This window comes from Myxococcales bacterium (assembly GCA_016712525.1).
GTDB lineage: Bacteria > Myxococcota_A > Polyangia > Polyangiales > Polyangiaceae > JAAFHV01.
This window is the reverse complement of the sequence record JADJQX010000008.1, coordinates 574,642-594,436: the sequence shown is the minus strand read 5'-3', so window position 1 is coordinate 594,436 and position 19,795 is coordinate 574,642. Positions and strand designations below refer to the sequence as shown.

The 19,795-nt window shown below is 69.3% G+C and carries 25 protein-coding genes; 19 read left to right on the top strand and 6 right to left on the bottom strand.

Annotated elements, in window-relative coordinates; genetic code table 11:
* Positions 1 to 57 precede the first annotated feature (57 nt).
* Both IPK71_31950 and IPK71_31945 read right to left on the bottom strand, forming a co-directional pair.
* Positions 58 to 2,457 carry a hypothetical protein gene (locus IPK71_31950; GenBank protein MBK8218368.1) on the bottom strand — a complete coding sequence of 800 codons (2,400 nt, stop codon included), beginning with the start codon at positions 2,455 to 2,457 and terminating at the stop codon, positions 58 to 60.
* Positions 2,442 to 2,822 (bottom strand): hypothetical protein, encoded by a 381-nt coding sequence (locus tag IPK71_31945; protein ID MBK8218367.1) that lies wholly within the window; start codon positions 2,820 to 2,822, stop codon positions 2,442 to 2,444. Before IPK71_31945 ends, IPK71_31950 begins: the two co-directional genes overlap by 16 nt.
* A 510-nt stretch (positions 2,823 to 3,332) precedes the next feature.
* On the opposite strand from IPK71_31945, the gene IPK71_31940 reads away from it, so the two are divergent.
* From IPK71_31940 to IPK71_31885, 12 genes are all read left to right on the top strand, one after another.
* On the top strand, positions 3,333 to 4,199 hold the full coding sequence (locus IPK71_31940; protein MBK8218366.1) for a sulfite exporter TauE/SafE family protein: 867 nt from the start codon (positions 3,333 to 3,335) through the stop codon (positions 4,197 to 4,199).
* A gap of 5 nt (positions 4,200 to 4,204) precedes the next feature.
* Complete coding sequence (locus tag IPK71_31935) at positions 4,205 to 4,636, top strand: YeeE/YedE family protein (GenBank protein MBK8218365.1); 432 nt, start codon at positions 4,205 to 4,207, stop codon at positions 4,634 to 4,636.
* Positions 4,633 to 5,121, top strand: coding sequence for a YeeE/YedE family protein (locus tag IPK71_31930; protein ID MBK8218364.1), 489 nt, complete (start codon positions 4,633 to 4,635; stop codon positions 5,119 to 5,121). The genes IPK71_31935 and IPK71_31930 overlap by 4 nt, the downstream gene beginning before the upstream one ends.
* A 379-nt stretch (positions 5,122 to 5,500) precedes the next feature.
* Entirely contained in the window at positions 5,501 to 6,463 is a 963-nt protein-coding gene (locus tag IPK71_31925; GenBank protein MBK8218363.1) for a sigma 54-interacting transcriptional regulator, read from the top strand.
* Between the two features lie 137 nt (positions 6,464 to 6,600).
* Positions 6,601 to 7,290 carry an MBL fold metallo-hydrolase gene (locus IPK71_31920; protein ID MBK8218362.1) on the top strand — a complete coding sequence of 230 codons (690 nt, stop codon included), beginning with the start codon at positions 6,601 to 6,603 and terminating at the stop codon, positions 7,288 to 7,290.
* Between the two features lie 18 nt (positions 7,291 to 7,308).
* A complete protein-coding gene (locus IPK71_31915) occupies positions 7,309 to 7,653 on the top strand; it encodes a rhodanese-like domain-containing protein (GenBank protein ID MBK8218361.1) in 345 nt (114 codons plus the stop codon).
* A 155-nt stretch (positions 7,654 to 7,808) separates the two neighbouring features.
* A complete protein-coding gene (locus IPK71_31910) occupies positions 7,809 to 9,080 on the top strand; it encodes a hypothetical protein (GenBank protein ID MBK8218360.1) in 1,272 nt (423 codons plus the stop codon).
* 50 nt (positions 9,081 to 9,130) lie between these two features.
* On the top strand, positions 9,131 to 9,526 hold the full coding sequence (locus IPK71_31905) for an OsmC family protein (GenBank protein ID MBK8218359.1): 396 nt from the start codon (positions 9,131 to 9,133) through the stop codon (positions 9,524 to 9,526).
* A 2-nt stretch (positions 9,527 to 9,528) separates the two neighbouring features.
* On the top strand, positions 9,529 to 9,708 hold the full coding sequence (locus tag IPK71_31900; protein ID MBK8218358.1) for a hypothetical protein: 180 nt from the start codon (positions 9,529 to 9,531) through the stop codon (positions 9,706 to 9,708).
* A 52-nt stretch (positions 9,709 to 9,760) separates the two neighbouring features.
* Positions 9,761 to 10,318 carry an RNA polymerase sigma factor gene (locus IPK71_31895; GenBank protein ID MBK8218357.1) on the top strand — a complete coding sequence of 186 codons (558 nt, stop codon included), beginning with the start codon at positions 9,761 to 9,763 and terminating at the stop codon, positions 10,316 to 10,318.
* Between the two features lie 154 nt (positions 10,319 to 10,472).
* Positions 10,473 to 11,153: a DUF1641 domain-containing protein gene (locus IPK71_31890; GenBank protein ID MBK8218356.1), complete on the top strand. Its 681-nt coding sequence runs from the start codon at positions 10,473 to 10,475 to the stop codon at positions 11,151 to 11,153.
* Entirely contained in the window at positions 11,150 to 12,340 is a 1,191-nt protein-coding gene (locus tag IPK71_31885) for an NAD(P)/FAD-dependent oxidoreductase (GenBank protein MBK8218355.1), read from the top strand. The genes IPK71_31890 and IPK71_31885 overlap by 4 nt, the downstream gene beginning before the upstream one ends.
* 178 nt (positions 12,341 to 12,518) lie before the next feature.
* Here the strand turns inward: IPK71_31885 and IPK71_31880 are convergent, their stop codons facing one another.
* A complete protein-coding gene (locus IPK71_31880) occupies positions 12,519 to 12,875 on the bottom strand; it encodes a thioredoxin family protein (protein MBK8218354.1) in 357 nt (118 codons plus the stop codon).
* Between the two features lie 181 nt (positions 12,876 to 13,056).
* Here IPK71_31880 and IPK71_31875 point away from each other — a divergent pair, with 181 nt between their 5' ends.
* Both IPK71_31875 and IPK71_31870 read left to right on the top strand, forming a co-directional pair.
* Positions 13,057 to 13,797: a methyltransferase domain-containing protein gene (locus tag IPK71_31875; protein ID MBK8218353.1), complete on the top strand. Its 741-nt coding sequence runs from the start codon at positions 13,057 to 13,059 to the stop codon at positions 13,795 to 13,797.
* A gap of 103 nt (positions 13,798 to 13,900) precedes the next feature.
* A complete protein-coding gene (locus tag IPK71_31870; GenBank protein MBK8218352.1) occupies positions 13,901 to 14,524 on the top strand; it encodes a DUF2202 domain-containing protein in 624 nt (207 codons plus the stop codon).
* Between the two features lie 62 nt (positions 14,525 to 14,586).
* Here IPK71_31870 and IPK71_31865 read toward each other — a convergent pair whose 3' ends face one another.
* The gene (locus IPK71_31865) at positions 14,587 to 15,666 is read right to left on the bottom strand and encodes a hypothetical protein (GenBank protein MBK8218351.1); all 1,080 of its coding nucleotides are present in this window, start codon (positions 15,664 to 15,666) and stop codon (positions 14,587 to 14,589) included.
* A gap of 277 nt (positions 15,667 to 15,943) precedes the next feature.
* On the opposite strand from IPK71_31865, the gene IPK71_31860 reads away from it, so the two are divergent.
* The 5 genes from IPK71_31860 (at position 15,944) to IPK71_31840 (ending at position 18,385) form a co-directional block, all read left to right on the top strand.
* On the top strand, positions 15,944 to 16,813 hold the full coding sequence (locus IPK71_31860) for a c-type cytochrome (protein MBK8218350.1): 870 nt from the start codon (positions 15,944 to 15,946) through the stop codon (positions 16,811 to 16,813).
* A gap of 102 nt (positions 16,814 to 16,915) precedes the next feature.
* Complete coding sequence (locus IPK71_31855) at positions 16,916 to 17,125, top strand: DUF2892 domain-containing protein (protein MBK8218349.1); 210 nt, start codon at positions 16,916 to 16,918, stop codon at positions 17,123 to 17,125.
* On the top strand, positions 17,122 to 17,619 hold the full coding sequence (locus IPK71_31850; protein ID MBK8218348.1) for an RNA polymerase sigma factor: 498 nt from the start codon (positions 17,122 to 17,124) through the stop codon (positions 17,617 to 17,619). Before IPK71_31855 ends, IPK71_31850 begins: the two co-directional genes overlap by 4 nt.
* 11 nt (positions 17,620 to 17,630) lie before the next feature.
* On the top strand, positions 17,631 to 17,825 hold the full coding sequence (locus IPK71_31845; GenBank protein MBK8218347.1) for a zf-HC2 domain-containing protein: 195 nt from the start codon (positions 17,631 to 17,633) through the stop codon (positions 17,823 to 17,825).
* 128 nt (positions 17,826 to 17,953) lie between these two features.
* On the top strand, positions 17,954 to 18,385 hold the full coding sequence (locus tag IPK71_31840) for a rhodanese-like domain-containing protein (GenBank protein MBK8218346.1): 432 nt from the start codon (positions 17,954 to 17,956) through the stop codon (positions 18,383 to 18,385).
* A 15-nt stretch (positions 18,386 to 18,400) separates the two neighbouring features.
* Here IPK71_31840 and IPK71_31835 read toward each other — a convergent pair whose 3' ends face one another.
* Together IPK71_31835 and IPK71_31830 are read right to left on the bottom strand one after the other, a co-directional pair.
* Entirely contained in the window at positions 18,401 to 19,369 is a 969-nt protein-coding gene (locus tag IPK71_31835) for a hypothetical protein (GenBank protein MBK8218345.1), read from the bottom strand.
* Positions 19,366 to 19,749 (bottom strand): hypothetical protein, encoded by a 384-nt coding sequence (locus tag IPK71_31830; GenBank protein ID MBK8218344.1) that lies wholly within the window; start codon positions 19,747 to 19,749, stop codon positions 19,366 to 19,368. Before IPK71_31830 ends, IPK71_31835 begins: the two co-directional genes overlap by 4 nt.
* Positions 19,750 to 19,795: the final 46 nt, after the last annotated feature.

Below are 19,795 nucleotides of genomic sequence, written 5' to 3'. Positions count from 1 at the left end.
AGACGACGAGCCCCGTGAGCCCGTAGGCCCGCGGGGCTCGCTCGTGACGGCGCCCGATCACCGCGGGATGGGCGACTCGAACGCGCAGCGGCCGGCGATGCACTTCTGGCGCGGATCGCAGCAGTCCGCGTCGACGCTGCATTTCTCGAGCTCCTGCACGCAGGTCGTGCCCGGGGGCTTGTCTCCGCAGACGAGGCCACCCGCCTCGTTGTTCTTGCGGCAGAAGCCGTTGCAGCACTCGTCGCCGGTCTCGCACGAGGTGCCGTTCGGCTTGCACGGATCGACCACCCAGAACCCGCGGGTGTTGCCCGACGAGAGCTCTTGCCCGGGCAGGTAGAACGCAGGGTGGCTCGGATCGGCGGCGGCCGTGGGGTTGTTGATGTCGATGGCCGCGACCCAGAGCTTCTTCTGCGGGCCGCCGCCGTCGCCCGAGGGGCCCCAGGGTTTGTCCGTGAGCAGGTTTCCGTACATACGGCGCGACGTGAAGACGACCCAGTAGTACCCGCCCGAGGGCACGGGGTTCACCGTGGGCTGGTACGAGAGCTCGGCGTCGTTGGGGTGGTCGGCGTTCGTGGGCAGGTAGCCCGTGCCGTTGGCGGCGTCGAGCCTGCGCGCCTGCGTGGGCGAGGTGTCGCGCGCGAGCCAAAGCTCGGATTTCGCGCCGAACCAGGTCGTGATTTGGCAGTTGTGGATGCTCGTGCGATCGACCGCGCGGGCCCCAGCCGAGCCCGGTCCGCAGTCGCCGCCGACGAGCTGGTTGTTGAAGACCACGGCCTTGCCGTCCGGGAGGAAGCTCGGCCACGAGGGGTAGCGCGCCGGATCCTTGTAGACCTCACGGATTCGCGAGAAGGCTCGCGGTGACGCGGGGTTGCATGCCGTGGCGCCCGTGGCCGCGCCGCAGCCGAAGTCCATCATGGCGAGGCTTCGTCCCGCGCCGGCCGTGACGCCACCCGCGCCCGCGCCCTCCCAGAAGTTGAAGGCGACCTTGCGGCCGTCGGGGGCGAACGTCGGGGTGACGGCGCTCGTCACGACACCGGCGAGGCCCGTGGTGCTCGTGACCGGGCTCCCGTCGGCGCGCGAGACGAGCTGGGCATCCGACGCGAGGTAGGCCTCGCGTGTGAAACGCGAGCTCACGAGCGCGAACGAGCCGTCGGGGTAGGGCGCGGACCAGGTAAATTTGCGGTCGTGGGCCGGGGTGACCGAGCCGTCGTAGACGGTGCGCGTGGCGTACGAGCTCGCCGAGCGCAGGTCGTACGCGGCCCCGCGGCGGTAGTCGTCGGCGCCGGGGTAGGTGAGCTTCCCGTCTTGGGCGAAGAGCGTGGACCCGTCGGCCGAGACGGTGTGGCACACGTGGCATTTGCCGGCGGCGCCCGGGATGGCGAGCACCGGGTCGGGGGCGCGCGGCTGGATGGCGATGACACCCCCCGTGGGATCGCCCGTTCCGCCCGTGAGCCTCGAGTCGTACGAGTTGTAGTAGACGGTGCCGCGGAGCACCCCGGGGGCGACCTTGTACGTCTGCTTGATGGGGCCGTAGACCTTGTCGTCGGCTGCCGAGTAGATGCGGAGCTCGACGGAGAGGTCGTCCCCTTGGTTGCCCGACGTGGCCGTACGCCACGCGGCCTCCTCGATGCGGGTGCGCCTCCGGGCCGCGCTCCCGGCGGCGTGCTGGGCCACCGAGTAGGTGCCCTCGAAGGTGAAATTCCCCTGCGAGAGCTTCACGTAGACGGCTGTAGCCTCGCGCGTGGTCTGCCACATGAGGAGCGGCGGGAGCAGGCCGCGTGGCCACACGGTCTTGTCGTACGGGTAGAGGAACCCGAGCTCTTGGGGCGTCGCCGGGAGCGTCGACTGTGTCTTCAGCTTGGTGACGATCGCGGCGTCGACCGCCGGACCGAGCGGCTCTCCGCCGACCCCTCCGAGGCCGCCGCTGCCGGCTCCCGCGTCGCCCGCGGTGGAGCCGTTCGACTGCGACACGACCACGACCTTGACCTTGGCGGTGCCCTCGCGTGCGCCGAACCGCGCGGTGATCGTCCCCTCGCCGACGTTGCGCCCGTTCGCGCTGAAGACGCCCGCAGGTGATACGTCGCCGAGCTCGCCGCGATCGAAGAGCCACTCGGGGGAGACGGGCTGGCCGCTGTACGTCGCGCTGAACGTGACGGGCGCGTTCACGGTGACGACGCCGTTCACGATGGTCACCTGGACCGTCGCGTTGGCCGGTGTCACGGCGAGCCGCCCGAGCGCGTCGGGGTCGGCGTCTTTCGGAGGGCCTCCCTCGGTCGGATCGAAGGTTCCGGGCGGGGGAGGGTTGGTCGTGCTCGTCGTGGTGGCGTCGGTGCGATCTCCGCCGTCGAAGATCGAGTCGGGCTCGCTGCTGCCACAGCCCGCGCCCGCGCTCGCACCGGCGGCGAAGAGGACAAAAACCAAGGCGAGGCCTCGCCCGAGGATCACGTTGCGGCGCATCGGTCGACCTTGCCCGCATCGGCGCGCGCGTGCAAGGCGAGATGGGCCGAATCATGAGGGATTTCGCGCCTGCGACCGGAGCCGTCGAGCACCCGCTCGAGCCGCTCGAGCTCGTCCGCACCGAGCGGGGCCGGGGCTTCGGCGCGGTTCGCCACGTCCTCGACACCGACCCGGAGGATCTCGCGCGCGCCGTCGTCGAAGAAGAGAAGGTAAGACATGTCGGGAAGTCGAACGGGCAGGACCGACAGCTCGCCACGCAACGAGCGCTCGTCGTCGTCTTCTTCGGCGGCGCGGCAGAACGTGGCGAAGGGCTCGGGGGCGTTCGTGGGGTCGAGGCCCAAGAAGCGGAGGGCACGGGGGGCCACGGTCGAGAGCCCCTCTCCCGCGCGCCCCACGACGGAGCGAAGGTCGAGGTCCGCTCGTGGGTCCGCTTGGCACCCGCCCGGAGCGCCGACGCGACGAGGTCCTGGCGCCGTGAGCTCGGCTCTCCGTCGAGCACGTAGCGGAGGCGTGTCACGCTCGAGGGTGACCCGGCGAGGCGCCCTGCGAGGCTCGCCAAGGCCTCGTACGGCTCGAACACGAGCCGCGCGACGGTGAAGAAGAAGATCGGGGAGCCCGGAGCCTCGCCCGCGAACGTGGACGCGGTGGGGGGGGCGTGGCCCTCGGGCCTCGGTTCGTCGTGCATGCGCCGAGCCTGCCGAGGCATGCGGTCGCCGTGATGACGCCTCGGTGAACCCTCCGCGACGCATCCTTTTCGACCGCCGGCTCGAGAAACGTGCAGGAGGGCGTGAAACGTGATGAAACATTGGAACCCGCCGAAATCACGGGGAAGGGCGCCAGTCCGCTTCTGGCACGAAACGTGTAATCCACCGGGCATGTTGGTCATCGCGGCCGTCCTCGCAGGCATCATCGGTGTGCTCCTCGGCCTCCTCGGCGGGGGAGGCTCCATCCTCACGCTCCCCATGCTCGTGTACGTGGCGAAGGTCGATCCGAAGGAGGCGATCGCGAGCTCGCTCTTCGTGGTCGGCACGACGAGCCTCGTCGGCATGGTCGCGCACGCCCGGGCGGGCCGTGTGGCCTATCGGGTCGGCGGGCTCTTCGGCGTCGCGGGAATGGCCGGCGCGTACGTGGGGGGTCGCCTCGCGCACTACCTCCCGGCCACCCTGCTCCTCGTGCTCTTCGCGACCATGATGCTCGCGACGTCGATCGCGATGCTCCGCGGCCGACGGGGTGGGAGTGGCGATGGTCCTCACGACGTGGCCATCGGGAAGGCGCTCGGCCTGGGCTTCCTGGTCGGCGGGGTGTCGGGCCTCGTGGGCGCCGGCGGCGGCTTCCTCGTCGTGCCTGCCCTGTCGATCCTCGGGGGCTTGCCGATGCCTCGCGCCGTGGCCACGTCTCTCATGGTCATCGCGATGCAGTCGCTCTCGGGCTTCGCGGGGCACGTGGCGACGGTGTCGCTGCACTGGCCGCTCCTCCTCGTCGTGACGGGCATGTCGGTCGGGGGCAGCCTCGTCGGCGCGCGCCTCGCCAAGCTCGCGAACCCGGAGACCTTGCGCCGCTCGTTCGGCTGGCTCGTGCTGGCCATGGGCGTCTTCCTGCTCGGCAAGCAGCTCCCCGCAGGGGCGCTCCGCGACATCGGCACTCCGGTCGCCGTCGCGCTGGTCGTCCTCGTCGCCACGGTGTTCCTCGTGCGCGCCTCGCGCGAGAAAAAAGCCCTCGTCGAAACCTCGAAAGCCACCTGATAACCATGAGCCACTTCACTCCCATCGCCTCCGGCATCGGCGGCATCCTCATCGGCATCTCGGCCTCCATCATCCTCGCCGTGCACGGCAAGGTCGCGGGCATCAGCGGCCTCTACGGCGGGCTCTTCCAGAAGGGCGTCTCGGACCGCGACTTCCGCCTCTCGTTCATCGGTGGCCTCTTGCTCGGCGGCCTCGCGCTCGCCTTCGTGAGGCCCCAGAGCTTCCCGACCGGAGCCTCGAGCTTGCCGATGGTCTGGGTCGTCCTCGCCGGTCTCTTCGTCGGCTTCGGGACGCGCCTCGGCAACGGGTGCACGAGCGGGCACGGCGTCTGCGGTCTCTCACGCTTCTCGGGGCGCTCGCTCGTCGCCACGCTCACCTTCATGGCCGCCGGCGGCGTCTCGGCCTTCGTCTTCCACAAGCTCGGAGTCGTTCGATGAAACAGCCGAAAGAGAACAAGGCGCGCGAGCTCGGCTTCGCGTTCGTGGCGGGCCTCGTGTTCGCCGTGGGGCTCGGCCTCTCGGGTATGACGCAACCGTCCAAAGTTATTGGGTTTTTGAATGTGTCGGGGGACTGGGATCCGAGCCTCGCGTTCGTGATGGGTGGCGCGATCGCGGTGCACCTCACGGTGAACCGCTTCGTCCAGAAGCGCGGCCGTCCGCTCCTGGCCGACATCTTCCACCTCCCGACTCGCCAAGACGTGGACGCGAAGCTCGTGCTCGGCGCGGTGCTCTTCGGCGTCGGGTGGGGGCTCGGTGGGTTCTGCCCGGGACCCGCGCTCGTCAGCGCCGCGGCCGGCCAGGGCTCGGCCCTCGTGTTCGTCGCGGCCATGACCGTGGGCATGCTCATCCAACACGTCACGGCGCAGGCTCCGAAGCCGCTCGCCGAGGCCACGGGCGCGCCACCGCCCGCGAAGTCGACCTGACGTGGCGCCTACGAAGGCGTCGGCCGACGAGCTCGTTCGATCGGCGGTAGGGGGCATCGTCGGGCCCGCGCTCGTCTTGGGCGCGGACCTCGACGTCGTGCTCGTCACGCCGGGCGCCGAGGCGCTCCTCGGCTCCGAGATCCCGAGAGGGGCCTCGGGGCCGCGTGTGCTTTGTGGAACCCGCGCGCGGAAACCCTTCGCCGAGGCGCTCTCCGAAGGCCGCCCCGTGGCGACGACGATCGTCCACCCCGCGGACGAGGGCCGCCTCCTTCGTGTCCGCGCGACGCCCCTCGAGCCCCGCGGTCTGCACGCCGGCTACCTCGTCACGCTCGAGGACGGTGGCACGGCCGGCGAGGACGGTCGGGTGCTCTTCCACGGCATGTGGACCCGCGACCCGAAGATGCTCGAGCTCTTTCGCCTGATCTCGCGCGCCGCGGCCGAGGACGTGACGCTCCTCGTGCGAGGGGAGACAGGGTCCGGAAAAGAGCTCGTCGCCCAGGCCGTGCACGCCTCCTCGCCTCGCGCGAAGGGTCCGTTCCGGGCCATCAACTGCGCCGCGCTCCCGGGAAATCTGCTCGAGAGCGAGCTCTTCGGCCACGCGAAGGGGGCCTTCACCGGCGCTGTCCGCGACGTGCCGGGCCACATGCAGCTCGCGCACAAGGGCACGCTCTTCCTCGACGAGGTGGCCGAGCTCCCCCTCGACCTCCAGGCGAAGCTCCTCCGCGTGCTCGAGACGCGGACCGTCTTCCCGGTGGGGGCGCGTGATCCCGTCCCCGTGGACGTGCGCGTCGTGTCGGCGACGCACCGGGCGCTCCGGCGCGAGGTCGAGGCGGGTCGGTTCCGTGCAGACCTCATGTACCGGCTCCGCGTCATACCACTGTTCTTGCCGGCCCTGCGCGAGCGGCCCGGGGATATCCCTCTCCTCGTCGAGAAGCTCGTCGAGGAGATGAACGTGCGCAGCCGCCGCAAGATCTCCCACGTGAGCGACGCGGCCCTGGACGCGCTCGTTCGCTACCCGTTCCCGGGGAACGTGCGTGAGCTCCGCAACGTGCTCTCGTACGCGTACGTGGTCGGTGACGGACCGCGCCTCGAGCTCCAGCACCTCCCGCCCGAGGTCTCGGGGACGGAGCCCACGTCGACGGCGTCCTTCGACGAGGGGCCCACGCCCTCCGACGCCCCGAGCGAGGCGCTCGACGAAAAAAAGATTCGCGCCGCGCTCGATCGGGCGCGCGGAAATCGAGAGCAGGCCGCGAAGCTCCTCGGGCTCTCCCGCGTGACGTTGTGGCGGCGCATGCGGGAGCTCGGCATCGAGGAGGGCCGCAAGCGTCGCCTCGGCCCGTGAGCCGTGTTTCAACTTGTTTCGCCCACGGGCGAAGAAGGGGCACCCGAGCCCCGATTGTCGCTGAAATTGGCCGAGAACGGGTCTGGCACGGGCTTCGCTAAGTCGAGGTGGTCCGACCCAACGAACGAGGGATGATCATGCTCCTGAGGCAGCTCTTCGACACGGAAAGCTCCACGTACACCTACCTGCTCGCCGACGACGTCTCGGGAGAGGCCGCGCTCGTCGATCCGGTGCGTGAGCACCTCGAGCGAGACCTCAAGCTCGTCTCCGAGCTCGGGCTCCGGCTCACCCACGTGCTCGAGACGCACGTGCACGCCGACCACGTGACGTCGGCTGGGCTCCTCCGGGAGCGCACGGGCGCCTGGACGTGTGCGAGCGCGGTGGGCGCACCGTGCGTCGATCAGAAGCTCCGGCACGGCGACGTCGTCCGCCTCGGGGATCTCGCCATCATGGTCCTCGAGACCCCCGGCCACACGGACGACGGGCTCTCGTTCCTCGTGAACGGGCACGTGCTTACGGGCGACACCTTGCTCGTGCGCGGCTGCGGTCGTGCCGATTTCCAGAATGGCAGCCCCGATACCCTCTACGACTCCCTCACCAAAGTGCTCTTCGCCCTCCCCGATTCGACCGTCGTGCTCCCCGGGCACGACTACCGAGGGTTCACCCAGTCGACGATCGGCGAGGAAAAGCGGCTCAATCCGCGCGTCGCGGGCAAGAGCCGCGAAGAGTTCGCCGCCATCATGAACGGCCTGAACCTCCCCAAACCCAAGAAGCTCGACGAGGCCGTACCGGCGAACCGCGCGTGTGGCAACGTCGCCCTCGGCTGACACGAAAGAGAGAAGATCATGGTCTACGAAAAAGCGACTCCGAACGCCCAAGGTTACCGCGACGCCACCGTCGCCGACGTCTACGCCGCTCGTGGCACGGTGCGCATCGTCGACGTGCGCGAGCCCGACGAGTACGTGGGTGAGCTCGGGCACATCCCCGAGGCCGAGCTCGTGCCCCTCGCGACCGTCGAGGCCAAGGCCGCGTCGTGGGACAAGGCCTCCGAGGTCGTGCTCGTGTGCCGCTCCGGCGGTCGGTCGGGCCGCGCAGCAGCCGCGCTCGCTCAGAAGGGCTTCTCGAAGCTCGTGAACATGGCGGGCGGCATGTTGGCCGTGAACGAGGCGAAGCTTCCCGTCGCGCGCTGACCCTCGCCGCGAAACGGAGCTCCGACGACGGGCCGCCCTCGGGTGGCCCGTGCTCGTTTGTGGGCGTGCCGTGTTTCACGATGTTTCATGTTCCCGCGGCGCGCGCCGAAAACGTGGGGAAAGCGGGCTGGCACGGCGCGCGCAAGGAGGGGGACGTGACCCTCCGCCCCTCGCTCCGCCTCGCGCTCGCCGCGGCCCTCGTCTTCGTCTCTGCCCCTCGTGTCGCGCGCGCGGCCGACTGGCCCATCATCACCGCGACCGAGGAGGGCGTGAAGGATCAGCCCTTCCGGTTCTTTGGGTTCGCGCAGGTGGTCGGCGAGGCCAACGTGCTCGGCGATCGGGTGTTCGGGCTGACGGCGCCGAAGCTCCGCCCGTACGAGGGGCAGTGGGCGACGTTCAACACGATCCAAGACTCGGACGCCCACGTGGGCCTCTCGGTGCGCAGGCTCCGCCCCGGCGTTCGAGGCTCGGTGCCGGGCACGTCGCAGAAGATCACCTACATCGCGACCGTCGAGCTCGGGCGCGCGGGAATCAACCGCCAGACCTCGGCGACGGTGGCCGACGCGGCGCTCACCTTCTCGTACGTCCCGGGGCTGCGCCTCAGGCTCGGGCAGTTCAAGCTCCCGCTCTCGGAGGAGGTGGTCGAGGCGAACCCGCTCGCCTCGGAGTTCGTCAACTACTCGAGCGTGGCCACGCAGCTGCTCCTCGAGAGCCGCGTCGAGGCCGGCAAGATCACGAGCAACGCCTACGGGTTCCGTGATCTCGGCGTCGCCGCCTTCGACAGCTTCGAGCTCTCCAAGAAGATCTCTCTTTCGTACATGGCGATGCTCTCGCAGGGGCGGATGGGCGCGCTCGACGACGACGGCTCGAAGGACGTCTCGGGGCGGGTGACGGCGACGTGGGTCTTCTCGGGAAAGCGGACCGACCCGCACCGCCAGGAGCTGTCGCTCTACGTGTTCGGCCTCCACGGCACGCGCCCGTTCGAAAACCAAAGGTACAACCGCAATCGCGCGGGCGCCGGGCTGTCCTTCGAGCGGGAGCCCTTCCGCTTCCGCGCCGAGGTGGTGTCGGCGAAGGGCATGCTGGTCCTCGGGCAGCAGCCTCCCTTCGAGGGGGCCGACGTGGCGGTCGCTCCGAACGGCGAGGCGCTCGGGTTCGTGGCGTTCGGCCGCGTGCGGATCTTCGACCACGTCCTCCTCAAGCTCCGCTACGACGAGCTCCATCGGCAGCTCGAGAGCGCGCCCGACACGCGTGTATTCCGCACGCTCACGCCCGCGCTCGAGGTGGCCGTGACGCCGAAGATGCGCCTCATGCTCGACTACGAGCGGCGCTGGATCCTCGCGCCCGACGGCACGGCCGACGCGAAGCGCATCGTCGACACGGCGGGAGATCGCGTGATGCTTCAGGCCTCGATGTTCGTGCCCTGACGCGTCACGATTTTGCGAACCCTCCGACGGCCAAGCTGGCTCGTACGGGCATGATCGAAGACATTCAGGTGACGTTCCCGGGTGGCAAAGGGGTCGACGCGACCGTGCTCGGCCGCACCATCCACACCGACCAGCCGAAGGAGCTCGGTGGCGAGGGGGACGGCCCGGCTCCCTACGACCTCTTCCTCGCTTCCCTCGCGACCTGCGCGGGCATCTACGCGCTCGGCTTCTGCCAGAACCGTGGCATCGCGACCGAGGGCCTGTCGCTCGTGCAGAAGCACGTCGTCGACCCGGAGACGCACCTCCCGACGTCGATCGCGCTCGAGCTCACCCTGCCTCCGGGCTTCCCCGAGAAATACCGGCCCGCGATCGTGCGAGCGGTCGAGGGCTGCAAGGTAAAAAAGACAATCTTTTCCGGACTTTCGTTCACCGTGAAGGAGACCTGATCATGTGCCGACGAACCACCTGCGATACGTGCTCCAAGCCTACGTTTGCCGGCTGCGGCATGCACGTCGAGGCCGTGCTGGGCGACGTGCCCAAGGCCGAGCGCTGCTCGTGCCACGAGCGCCACGACGCCGGCAAGGCCCAGCCAAGAGAGGCCAAGAAGGGGTTCTTCCCGTTCGGGTGAGCCGAGCGGCTGACGGTTCTCGGGTGGCCCGGGGCGTGCAATGCTCCGGGCCATGGCGACCCATCCCCCTCCTGCGAACCTCTCCGACCTCGTGGCCCGGGCCCGCTCGGGAGACGACCGCGCCCTCGAGGAGCTGCTCGCGACGCTCGAGCCGACGGTCCAGCGCTTCGGGCGCCGCTTGTGCCGCCAAGACGACGACGCCGACGACGTGAAACAAGACACCCTGCTCGCGCTCTCGCGCCACCTCGGAGACTTCGAGGAGCGTGCGTCGCTCACGAGCTGGGTGTTTGCGCTTGCGCGAAGTGCTTGCGCGCGCCGCCGTCGGGGTCTCGCCAACCGGCCACACGCCTCGACCGACGACGTGCCCGACGCCGCCGACGCGACCCCGAGCCCCGAGGAGCGCATGGCCCTCCGCGAGGACACCGAGGCGCTCGCGAAGGCTGTCGCCGCGCTTCCCGCCGTTCACCGCGAGGTCCTCTTCCTGCGCGATCTCGAGGGCCGCCCCGCGAACGAGGCCGCGAGCGTGCTCGGCATCTCGGTCGATGCGCTGAAGAGCCGCTTGCACCGCGCGCGCGAGGCCCTTCGGGAAGAGTTGAACGAGCCCGAATGAGCGAAAAAAATGATGCGTTGCGAAATGAAACGTCGTGAAACGTTCGTGGGGCGGTACGTGAAACGGCCGTGAAACAGGGCGGCGAGCCGTAGCGGCCAGCCCCGCGGAAACAGGCGGTTTCCGCCCCGGCACGTGGGTTGCTCTACGTAGCGGCATGATGAACCAAGAGAGGGGGATCGCCGCGTCGCTCGCGGCGATCGAGGCGCGCCTCGCCCGCATCGAGGGAAAGCTCGCGGCGCTCGACACGGTGACGTCGGCGGCGCCGGCGTTCGTCGGCGCCATGACGGACGCGGTCGATACCGCCGCCGCGCGCCTGCACGACAGGGGAGAGTCTCCCGAGGCCGCCGTCGAAGAGGCGCGTGCCCTGGTCGACGTGCTCGTCCGCCCGAAGACACTCGCCGGGTTGCGCCACGCGATCGAGCTGTCGACCGAGCTCCCGAAGCTCGTGGCCGCCGTGGTCGATACGCTCGACACCCACGCCGCGGCGCTCACGGCGGAGGGGGTCGACCTCGACGCTCGAAGGAAGGGGCTCACGGCGGCGCTCGCGCGCCTCTCCGAGCCGAAGACGGTGGACGCCCTGACACGCCTCCTCGACTCGGGCCTCCTCGGGGCGCCGGCGCTCGAGGTCGTGGGGGCGCTCGGGCGCTCTTTGGCCGACGCGGCCCACGCGAAGCGCACCGGTATCGGCCCGGTGGGCCTCATGCTCGCCCTGGGCGACTCCGACATCAAACATGCGCTCGGGTTCGCCGTGTCCCTCGCCAAACGATTCGGCGCCGCGACACGCGAAATGAACGATGTTCCTCGACTTCCGACTTCCCAAGGAGAATCCCGATGACCGAGCGGCGCCACGACGTTGTGATCTGCGGAGGAGGCACGGCCGGGCTCTCGGTCGCCGCGAGGCTGAAAGAGGCCTCTCCAGGGCTCGACATCGCCCTCATCGAGCCGAGCGAGACCCACGACTATCAGCCTCTCTGGACGCTGGTCGGGGCCGGGGTCGTGAGCAAAGAGTCTGCCCGAAGGCCCGAGGGTGACTACATCCCGAAAGGGGTGACTTGGATTCGCGACAAGGTGGGGCGCTTCGAGCCGGAGAAGAAGTATGTCGTCACCGCCGGTGGCGAGACCGTGCACTACGGTCAGCTTGTCGTGGCCCTCGGGATGCAGCTCGACTGGCACAAAATCAAGGGCCTCCCCGGCAACGTGGGGAAAGATGGCATTTGCAGCAACTACTCGTACGACACGGTCGACTCGACCTGGTCGTTCCTGAAGGCGTTCCGCGGAGGGACCGCGATCTTCACCTTCCCGTCGACTCCCATCAAGTGCGCCGGCGCCCCGCAGAAGATCATGTATCTCGCGGACGATCACCTGCGCCGCCTCGGCGTACGGGATCGGTCGACGATCCTCTACGCGTCGGCCACACCCGCGATCTTCGGCGTGAAGCACTACCGCGAAGCGCTCGAGCCGATCGTCGCGCGAAAGGGGATCGACACCCTCTTTCGGCACGACCTCGTCGAGGTCCGCCCGGCCTCTCGAGAGGCCGTGTTCAAGAACCTCGACACCCAAGCCGAGGTCGTCAAGAAATACGACTTCTTGCACGTCACGCCGCCGCAGAGCGCGCCCGACGTCGTCAAAGAGAGCGGCCTGGTCGACAAGGCCGGGTGGGTCGAGGTCGACAAGTACACGCTCCGCCACACGAGGTATCCCGACGTCTTCTCCCTGGGGGACAACTCGAGCCTGCCGACGTCCCGCACCGGAGCGGCGATCCGCAAGCAGGCCCCGGTCCTCGTGGCCAATCTGCTCGCCGTGAGGGCAGGAAAGGAGCCGTCCGCGAAGTACGACGGGTACGCGTCGTGCCCGCTCGTGACCGGCTACGGAAAGCTGATTTTGGCCGAGTTCGACTACGACGGGAACCCTGCCGAGTCGTTCCCCTTCGACCAGACGAAAGAACGATTCAGCATGTACATGCTGAAGCTCCACGGCCTCCCGGAGATCTACTGGAATGGCATGTTGCGGGGGCGAGCGTAGTGGCTTGAAAAAGGCGCGGCGAGCCGGGGTGAGGCGAGCTCTCGCTCCGTCCCGCTCGCCTTTTCGAGCTCCGAAATGACGAGAGCCCCGTCTCCTCCCGGAGCGGGGCCTGTCGTCGTGCGGAGGTGGTTGGGAAGGGTCGCTCGGCGCCTCCTTTCTTTGCTCGAACCGCGGCTCGTCAGGCGGGCCGCGCGTGCTTCTTGACCTCGGTCATGTCGAGGGTGCGGACGTCCTCCACCAGGCGCTCGAGGACATCCTTGGGGAGCATCCCGGGCTGGCTGAAGACACGGATGCCATCGCGAAAGACCATGAGCGTCGGGATGGAGCGGATGCCGAGGGCGTGGGAGAGCTCGGGCTCGGCCTCGGTGTCGATCTTGCCCCACGTGATGTCGGGGTGCCTGTCGGCCGCACCCTCGAACACCGGGGCGAACGCGACGCACGGCCCGCACCACGAGGCCCAAAAGTCGAGGATCACGATGCCCTCTTTTTGAACGGTGTCGGTGAAGGTCGAGAGCTGTACGGGGACGGTCGCCATGAAATCACCTCTTCGTCGAATGGGAGCCAGCCACTCGCCGTGAGGGTTCGTGAAAATTCGACGACGTGTTCCCGTCCGAGCGAAGACCGGCCCTTCTCTCGTCGGCCCGGGTTCTCTAAAGAAGGGAGCGCGCGCGACCGGCCCTCCGGGCGAGCGCGACTTGGCCGAAGGAGATGCGGTGATGAAGATCGTTCACGGTGCGGTGGTGGTGAGCTTGGTCGCTGGGTGCGCATCGGGAGGTGCGGCGCCCCCGTCCGGGCCCGGGCCCGCGCAAGGGGCCCACGTCGGGCACGGTCATGGTCACGCCCCGGGGCACGGTCACGGTCACCACGGCCAGGGCATGCAGCACCGGTTCGACGGGGCCGAAGGCTGGGCCAAGGTGTTCGACGCCGAGGACCGCGACGCGTGGCAGAAGCCCGACGAGGTGCTCTCGGCGATGGGGCTCGACAAGGGCGGGAAGGGCACCGAGCTCGTCGCCGACGTGGGCGCCGGCACGGGGTATTTCTCGGTCAAGATCGCGAAGCGTGTGCCCTCGGGCAAGGTGTTCGCCGTCGACGTCGAAGGCGACATGGTCCGCTACCTCAAGGAGCGCGCGACGCGCGAAGGGCTCACGAACCTCGTCGCCGTGCAGTCCACGGCGGACGATCCGAAGATCCCCGAGCCCGTGGACGTCGTCCTCGTGGTCGACACGCTGCACCACATCGGGGCGCGCGAGGCGTACTTCAAGAAGATCCGAGCGTCCCTCCGGCCCGGGGGCCGTGTGGTCATCGTCGACTTTCACGCGGAGGCGACCATGGGGCCGCCCAAAGAGCATCGGCTCTCGGTCGACGAGGTGGTGGCGGAGGCCAAGGCCAGCGGTCTCGTGAAGCGCTCGGAGTCGCGCCTCCCGCAGCAGTACGTGCTCGTGCTCACCGCACAGTGAAGGCTCGGGGAGAGAGGCCGGCGCCCACTTCTTACCGATTCGTAGGATCGTGCGAACCCCCGCGACGAGGTCGTGGCTCCTACGAGTGAAGGAGATAGGTGCCATGTTCCTCTCGCGTCGTTCGTTCCTGGTCGGTGTCGGTGCGGTCGCGCTCGTGCCCGTGGTGGGGTGCGCGGCAGAGACCGTCGTGCCGCTCTCGTCGGTCGAGGCCGCGGACCTCGCGTTCGTTCGCGAGGAGGAGAAGCTCGCGCGGGACGTCTACGTGGCGCTCGCGGCCATCGGCGGCCAGACGTTCGAGAACATCGCGTCGAGCGAGCAGACCCACATGGACCGCATGAAGGACCTGCTCGATCTCTACGGCGTACCCGACCCGGTGGCCGGGCGCGGCCCGGGCGAGTTTCAGAACGCCGAGCTCAAGGCGCTCTACGATTCGCTCGTCGCCGCCGGAAAAGCCAGTCGTAACGGGGCCTTGGCGGTAGGTCTCGAGATCGAGGAGCTCGACATCCACGACCTCGACGGCATCAAAGCGAGGAGCACGCACGACGACGTCCGCGTTGCGCTCGACGAGCTCATTCGCGGCTCGCGAAACCACCTCCGGGCGTACTACGGGCAGCTCTCGGCGGTGGGCGGCACCTACCAGGCGAAGCACATCGACCAGGCCACGTTCATGGCCATCGCGACCTCGGATCAGGAGAAGGGTGGCAACGGCCGGTTCTCTGGCCGCTGAGACCGCTTGGTGCGTGAAAGGCGAGGCCCGCTCCGGACGCCGGGGTGGGCCTCGTCGTGCAGTCAGAAGCCGACCTGGAGCTGGGCGGTGGCGAAGGGCTCGTAGGTGCCGCGAACGTGGGCGAGACCGACGTCGCCGATGAGCTTGAGGTCGTGGCCGAGCGGGTAGTAGCCGAGGTCGACGGAGAGCTCGCTCGACGTCCCCCCGGGCTCGCTCGAGAGTCGACGTACGGCGCGGAGGCCGACCGTCGACTTGAGCGGTCGCACGTAATAGTCGCCGCGAAGATAGGCCCCGCGGGTGTGGCCGAGGGCGTCCGCGCGCTCCATCGCCTCGAAGGCGAGGTCGAAGCCGTGGGCTCGGAAGGCGATCTCGACGCCGCGTGCGTGCAGGCGATCCGTTGGGGCGTCGTTGGGAGACGCGAACGTCGTGAAGGCGCTCGCGCCGACCGAGAGCGCAGGCTCGGAGCCCTCGAAGTCGGCCTCGCCCTCGATGCCACGCCCGAGCACGTTCCAAACGATACGCGCAGCGGCCGACGGCACGCGGCTCGTCGATGGGGTCGGCCTGTCCCCCCGGCCACCGAAGAATCCGACCGCGTAGTCGAGGTGCCCTCCGAGCGGCTCGCCCGCCACGAGGAGCCCGATCTCGCGCCCAGGGAGCACGGCCTGGGTCACCGTGCTGCGCTCCACGGAGGCGAGGAGCCTGGCGGCTTCGACCCACTCGCGGACGACCGGGATCTTGAACCTCCCGGCGCGGAGGCGAACCTCGGGGAGCGCCTTCACCTCGGCGTACACGTCGAGCAGCTCCACCGCCGTGGAGCCGAGAGGGTTGCCCATGCCGATGCGGTAGCGGACGCGCTCCCCCGCGATGCGACCGAAGGCGTAAAACCGCGCGCGGGGGAGGACGAGCTCCGGCTCGATGTGCTCGCCTTCCTTGGCGGCGAACCCGTACCGCGCCTGGAGAAACCCTCCGAGCGCGAGCGCCATCGACCCGTCTTTCGACTCGACGCCGAGGCGTGGCACGGCCGACTCCTCTTTCATCTGCGGTGGGTCGGCCTTCGCCGGTCGCTCGAGCCCGAGGGCGATGGCGAGCGCGGCCAGGGCGCCGACCGCGATACGTCTCGTTCGTGTTTCTGTTTGTTTCATTTGTTTCAGGCCTTCGAAGCGTCGCGCTCGCGACGACCGGGCCCCCGGGCGGAGGAACGGCAGGCAGAGCCGTGAAAGGAGCCCATCGTCGTGCGCGTGCGGTGCTATTCGCCGAGATCACTGGCGCTCGCGCACGCTTGGGCACGGAGCGGAAAGCACGACCGATGCCAGTCGATCTGGCACGGCGCGTGCTGAGGTGTGGGGTGGGGCGTACCCTTGGAGCCCCGGGAGAAACAGAATGAAACATCGTGTCGGAGTGCGGGTCGGTCTCGTGGCGATGGTCGTGGCGACGGCTGCGGGCCTCGGCTGTGGGCGTCGCGAGAGCTCGAGCTTCATTCGCGAAGAGCCCACGACCCTCTCGAGCGCCGCCGAGCCCCACGCGAGCGCCGCGCTCAAGCCGGGAGAGAAGGTGAAGCTCCAGGTGCCGGACGACGCCACCATCCCCGAAGGTCCGCTCGGGGAGGCCGTGAAGCGCGGGCGCCGCATCGCGACCGCGACGTACGAGGAGCTGCCCGAGTACGTCGGCGCGTCCCTCCACTGTTCGACGTGTCATCTCGGCGGAGGCACGGTCGCGGGCGCGGCCCCGTGGGTCGGCCTCACCGGCATGTTCCCCGAGTACCGCGCCCGGAGCGGAGAGGTGGCGACCCTCGAGGATCGCATCGACGACTGCTTCGAGCGCAGCATGAACGGAAAGCGCCTACCGCCCGGGAGCCGCGACATGACCGCGCTCGTCGCCTACATCGCCTGGCTCTCGCGCGACGTGCCCGTCGGTCACCCCGTGGAGGGGCGCGGGTTCGAGAAAATGGCCAATCCGCCGACTCCCGACAAGGACCACGGCAAGGTGGTATTCGCGGCGAAGTGCGTCGCGTGCCATGGAGAGAACGGGCTCGGCAAACCTGCGGGGACCGCCTACCAATTCCCTCCGCTCTGGGGCGACAAGTCGTTCAACATCGGAGCCGGCATGGCCCGCCTCGACACGGCCGCGGCCTTCGTGAAGTCGAAGATGCCCCTCGGGGCCGGCAACACGCTCTCCGAGCAAGATGCCTATGACGTCGCGGCGTATTTCACGACGCAGCCTCGCCCCGACTTCGCGGGCAAAGCCAAAGACTGGCCGAAGGGCGGCAAACCGAAGGATGCGCGCTACTGACGGCGTGGGTGCAAGGCCTGCGCGTCGCAGCGTGAGGGGCGCCCCGATTTCTTTTTTTCGTCGCCCCGCGAATCCTTTTGGCGCCACGGCGCACGGATGGGCATGAACCTCCTCCCTAAGAACACCCACGTCATCGACCGCGCCGTTCGTATCGTCCTCGGGCTCGTCGGGCTCACCCTCGTCTTCGTGGGTCCGAAGACCTGGCTCGGGCTCATCGGGCTCGTCCCGCTCGCGACGGGGCTCCTCGGGAGCTGCCCGCTCTATACGCTCTTCGGCATCGGAACGTGTAAGGTACCTGCCACCAAGTCGTGACACCCGAGCCCCATGAAGAAGCCGAGATCCTCGCCGCGCGCGAGCCCATGCGTCGCCTCGCGCGTCTGCTCCGGCCCGACGCCGCCGACGACGTGACCCAAGAGGCGTTGCTCGTCGCGCTGCGCGATCCGGGCGCGTTCCGCGGGGAGGGCTCGCGGCGCTCGTGGCTCTTCGGGATCGTACGAAATGTGGCACGCTCCCACGGTCGGTCCGCTCGCCGGGCCGAGACTACCGAGCCCACGTTGCTCGATCTCGGGATCTCGGCCGGGTGGGGGCAAGTCGTGCCCCCTCGCGAAGACGAGAAGCTCGCGATCCGCGATGCGTATGCCCTCCTCGACGACGAGGAGCGCGAGGTCTTGTGGCTCCGGGACGTGGAAGGCCTCTCGGGCGAAGAGACCGCCCACGCCCTCGGCGTCTCTCTCCCCGCCATGAAGAGCCGTCTGCATAGGGCACGGCTTCGGCTGCTCGGGGCCTACCGCGGAGGTGAGTCGTGAAGCTTCCCGAGATGCGTACGGTGGGCGGCCTCTCGTGCGGCGAGGTCCTCGAGCGCCTGAGCGACTACCTCGACGGGGAGCTCGGGCCGGACGAGCGCGCGAAGGTCGACGCGCACCTCGCCGAGTGCGACGTGTGCGAGCGGTTCGGAGGGCGCTTCGCGAAGGTCGTGAGCGGCCTCAAGGGGGCCGTGGGGAGCGATCCGTAGAGGATCCTGCGTCGCCACGTGAAACGTCGCGTGAAACGTCGGAAACGCGCGAATCAAAACGGAAATCCCGATTTCGCGGCGCGACGCCAGGGTGGACCGCTGGCACGTGCGTTGCTGAAGGGAGCACCATGAAACGATCGAAGCTCGTGCGGTCCGTGTCGTCGTCACTGTCCGTCTCCGTCCTCGCGCTCGCGCTCTCCGTCGCCGGGTGCGCGAAGAGCGAGGCCTCGAGCTCCGCGCCGCTCCCGGCGACCGAAGGCGCGAAGGCCGAGGCCCCCGCATCGGACACGCCGAACGTCGCGGCAGCCAAAGAGGCCCTCGCGAAGGGCGCCGTGCTCGTCGACGTGCGCACGCCGGGCGAGTTCGAGGACGGGCACCCGGCGAAGGCCGTGAACGTGCCCGTCGACGAGATCGAGGCGAAAGCCCCCGGGCTCTTCGAGAAGGAGCAGCCTCTCGTCGTCGTGTGCGTAAGCGGAAAACGCGCGACCCGCGCGGCGAAGGCGCTCCATGCGCTCGGCTACACGGTGGTGAACGGCGGCTCGGTCACCTCGTTCGAGTGACCGAGCCTGTTCGCGTTACCGCGTGAAGCCGAGGAACGCGGTCGCCGTCGTCATGCCGACCACGTTGACCGGAAGCGAAGGTATCGGTGGGCCGAGCCCGAGGGACACTCCCGCGCGGAAGCCCGAGTCGTGTTTCAGGCCGACGAGCCCACCGAACGAAAACGCCCTCTGAAACGAGCGCTCGATGGTGCGCCCGCCGTACGACACGTTGCCCTCTCCGAGCACGTCGACGAAGAGGCCGCACGTGACCGTGCTCGACGGGAAATAGAGGGCCATGGCCCGCGTGAGCCACCGCGGCCCGAGGCCCCTATCGATGCCGAGGGCGCTGTCCGGGGCGCGGAGGGCCCCTTCGACGATCAGCGCGAGCTGCACCTTTTGAGCGAAGGTGCGTCGCACGTCGATCGACAGGGCGACCTCGGTCGTGCCGAGCCCGAGGCTCGTCGCCGTGGAGCCCGCCGTGCCCGCGCTCGGTCCGGACCCCGACGCCCCAGCGAGCTCCACCGAGCCCGTGGGGACACGCGCGGTGAGGTTCGCGCCCAGAGACGGGTACCCGAAGGTGCCGGGGAGGGCGATGGCGGGCTCGGAGACGATCTCCCACCGCCCACGGAGAGACGTGTCCCCGAACGCCGTGCGCGCCTGAGCGAAATCGGGCCCGCTCACGCTCGCGTGCCCGAAGGTGCCGAACGCGGCGAGCTCGACGTCGTCGCGGAGGCGGTAGGCCGCGCCGAACGCGACGTCCATGGCGACGTCGCGGCTCGCCTTCCCGAACGCCACGTACTCGCCGCGATCGTTCCAGATGCCGTGCCCGAGGCGTGCGGTCTGCGCGACCGTGACGCCGAAGGTCTCGTACGGGGCCGTGACGGCCGAGCCTGCGCCACCCGGGCCTCGGCACGAGCCACACGCCTCGGCGCGAGGCTCCGTCAGGGCCACGAAGGCCCCGAAGGTCGCGAGCGTCGTCGCGACCCGGAGGTAGGGATATTTCACGGCACTTGCACGTCGAGCCGGACGGTCTCGGTCGCCTCGCCGACGCGAACGTCGAACGACATTTCCCATCGGCCGGACATGTAGAGCACGAGACCTACCTTCTGTGTCCCGTCCGGGAGCGCCTCGAAGGTGGCCGGGCGCGTCCCGTGACCGTGCGCCGGCATGAAGCCCGACGCGCCGGTGACCTGTCCGCCGAACGGGGAGAAGACGAAGGTGTTCGTGCCCCTCACGATGGCAGGGCCTTCGGTGCGGAGCGTCAGCTCCCTCCCGCTCGGGACGAGCGCGACCGAGCGTGTACCGCCCGTGAAGTCGTCCGACGGTGGCTCTCCGCCACAGCCGGCGAGCGCCACGAGCGTCGCGGCGAGAACAAAACGAAACATGATGGAACCCTCCCCGGCGAGGCGCCGGAGACGAAGGAAAAATGGA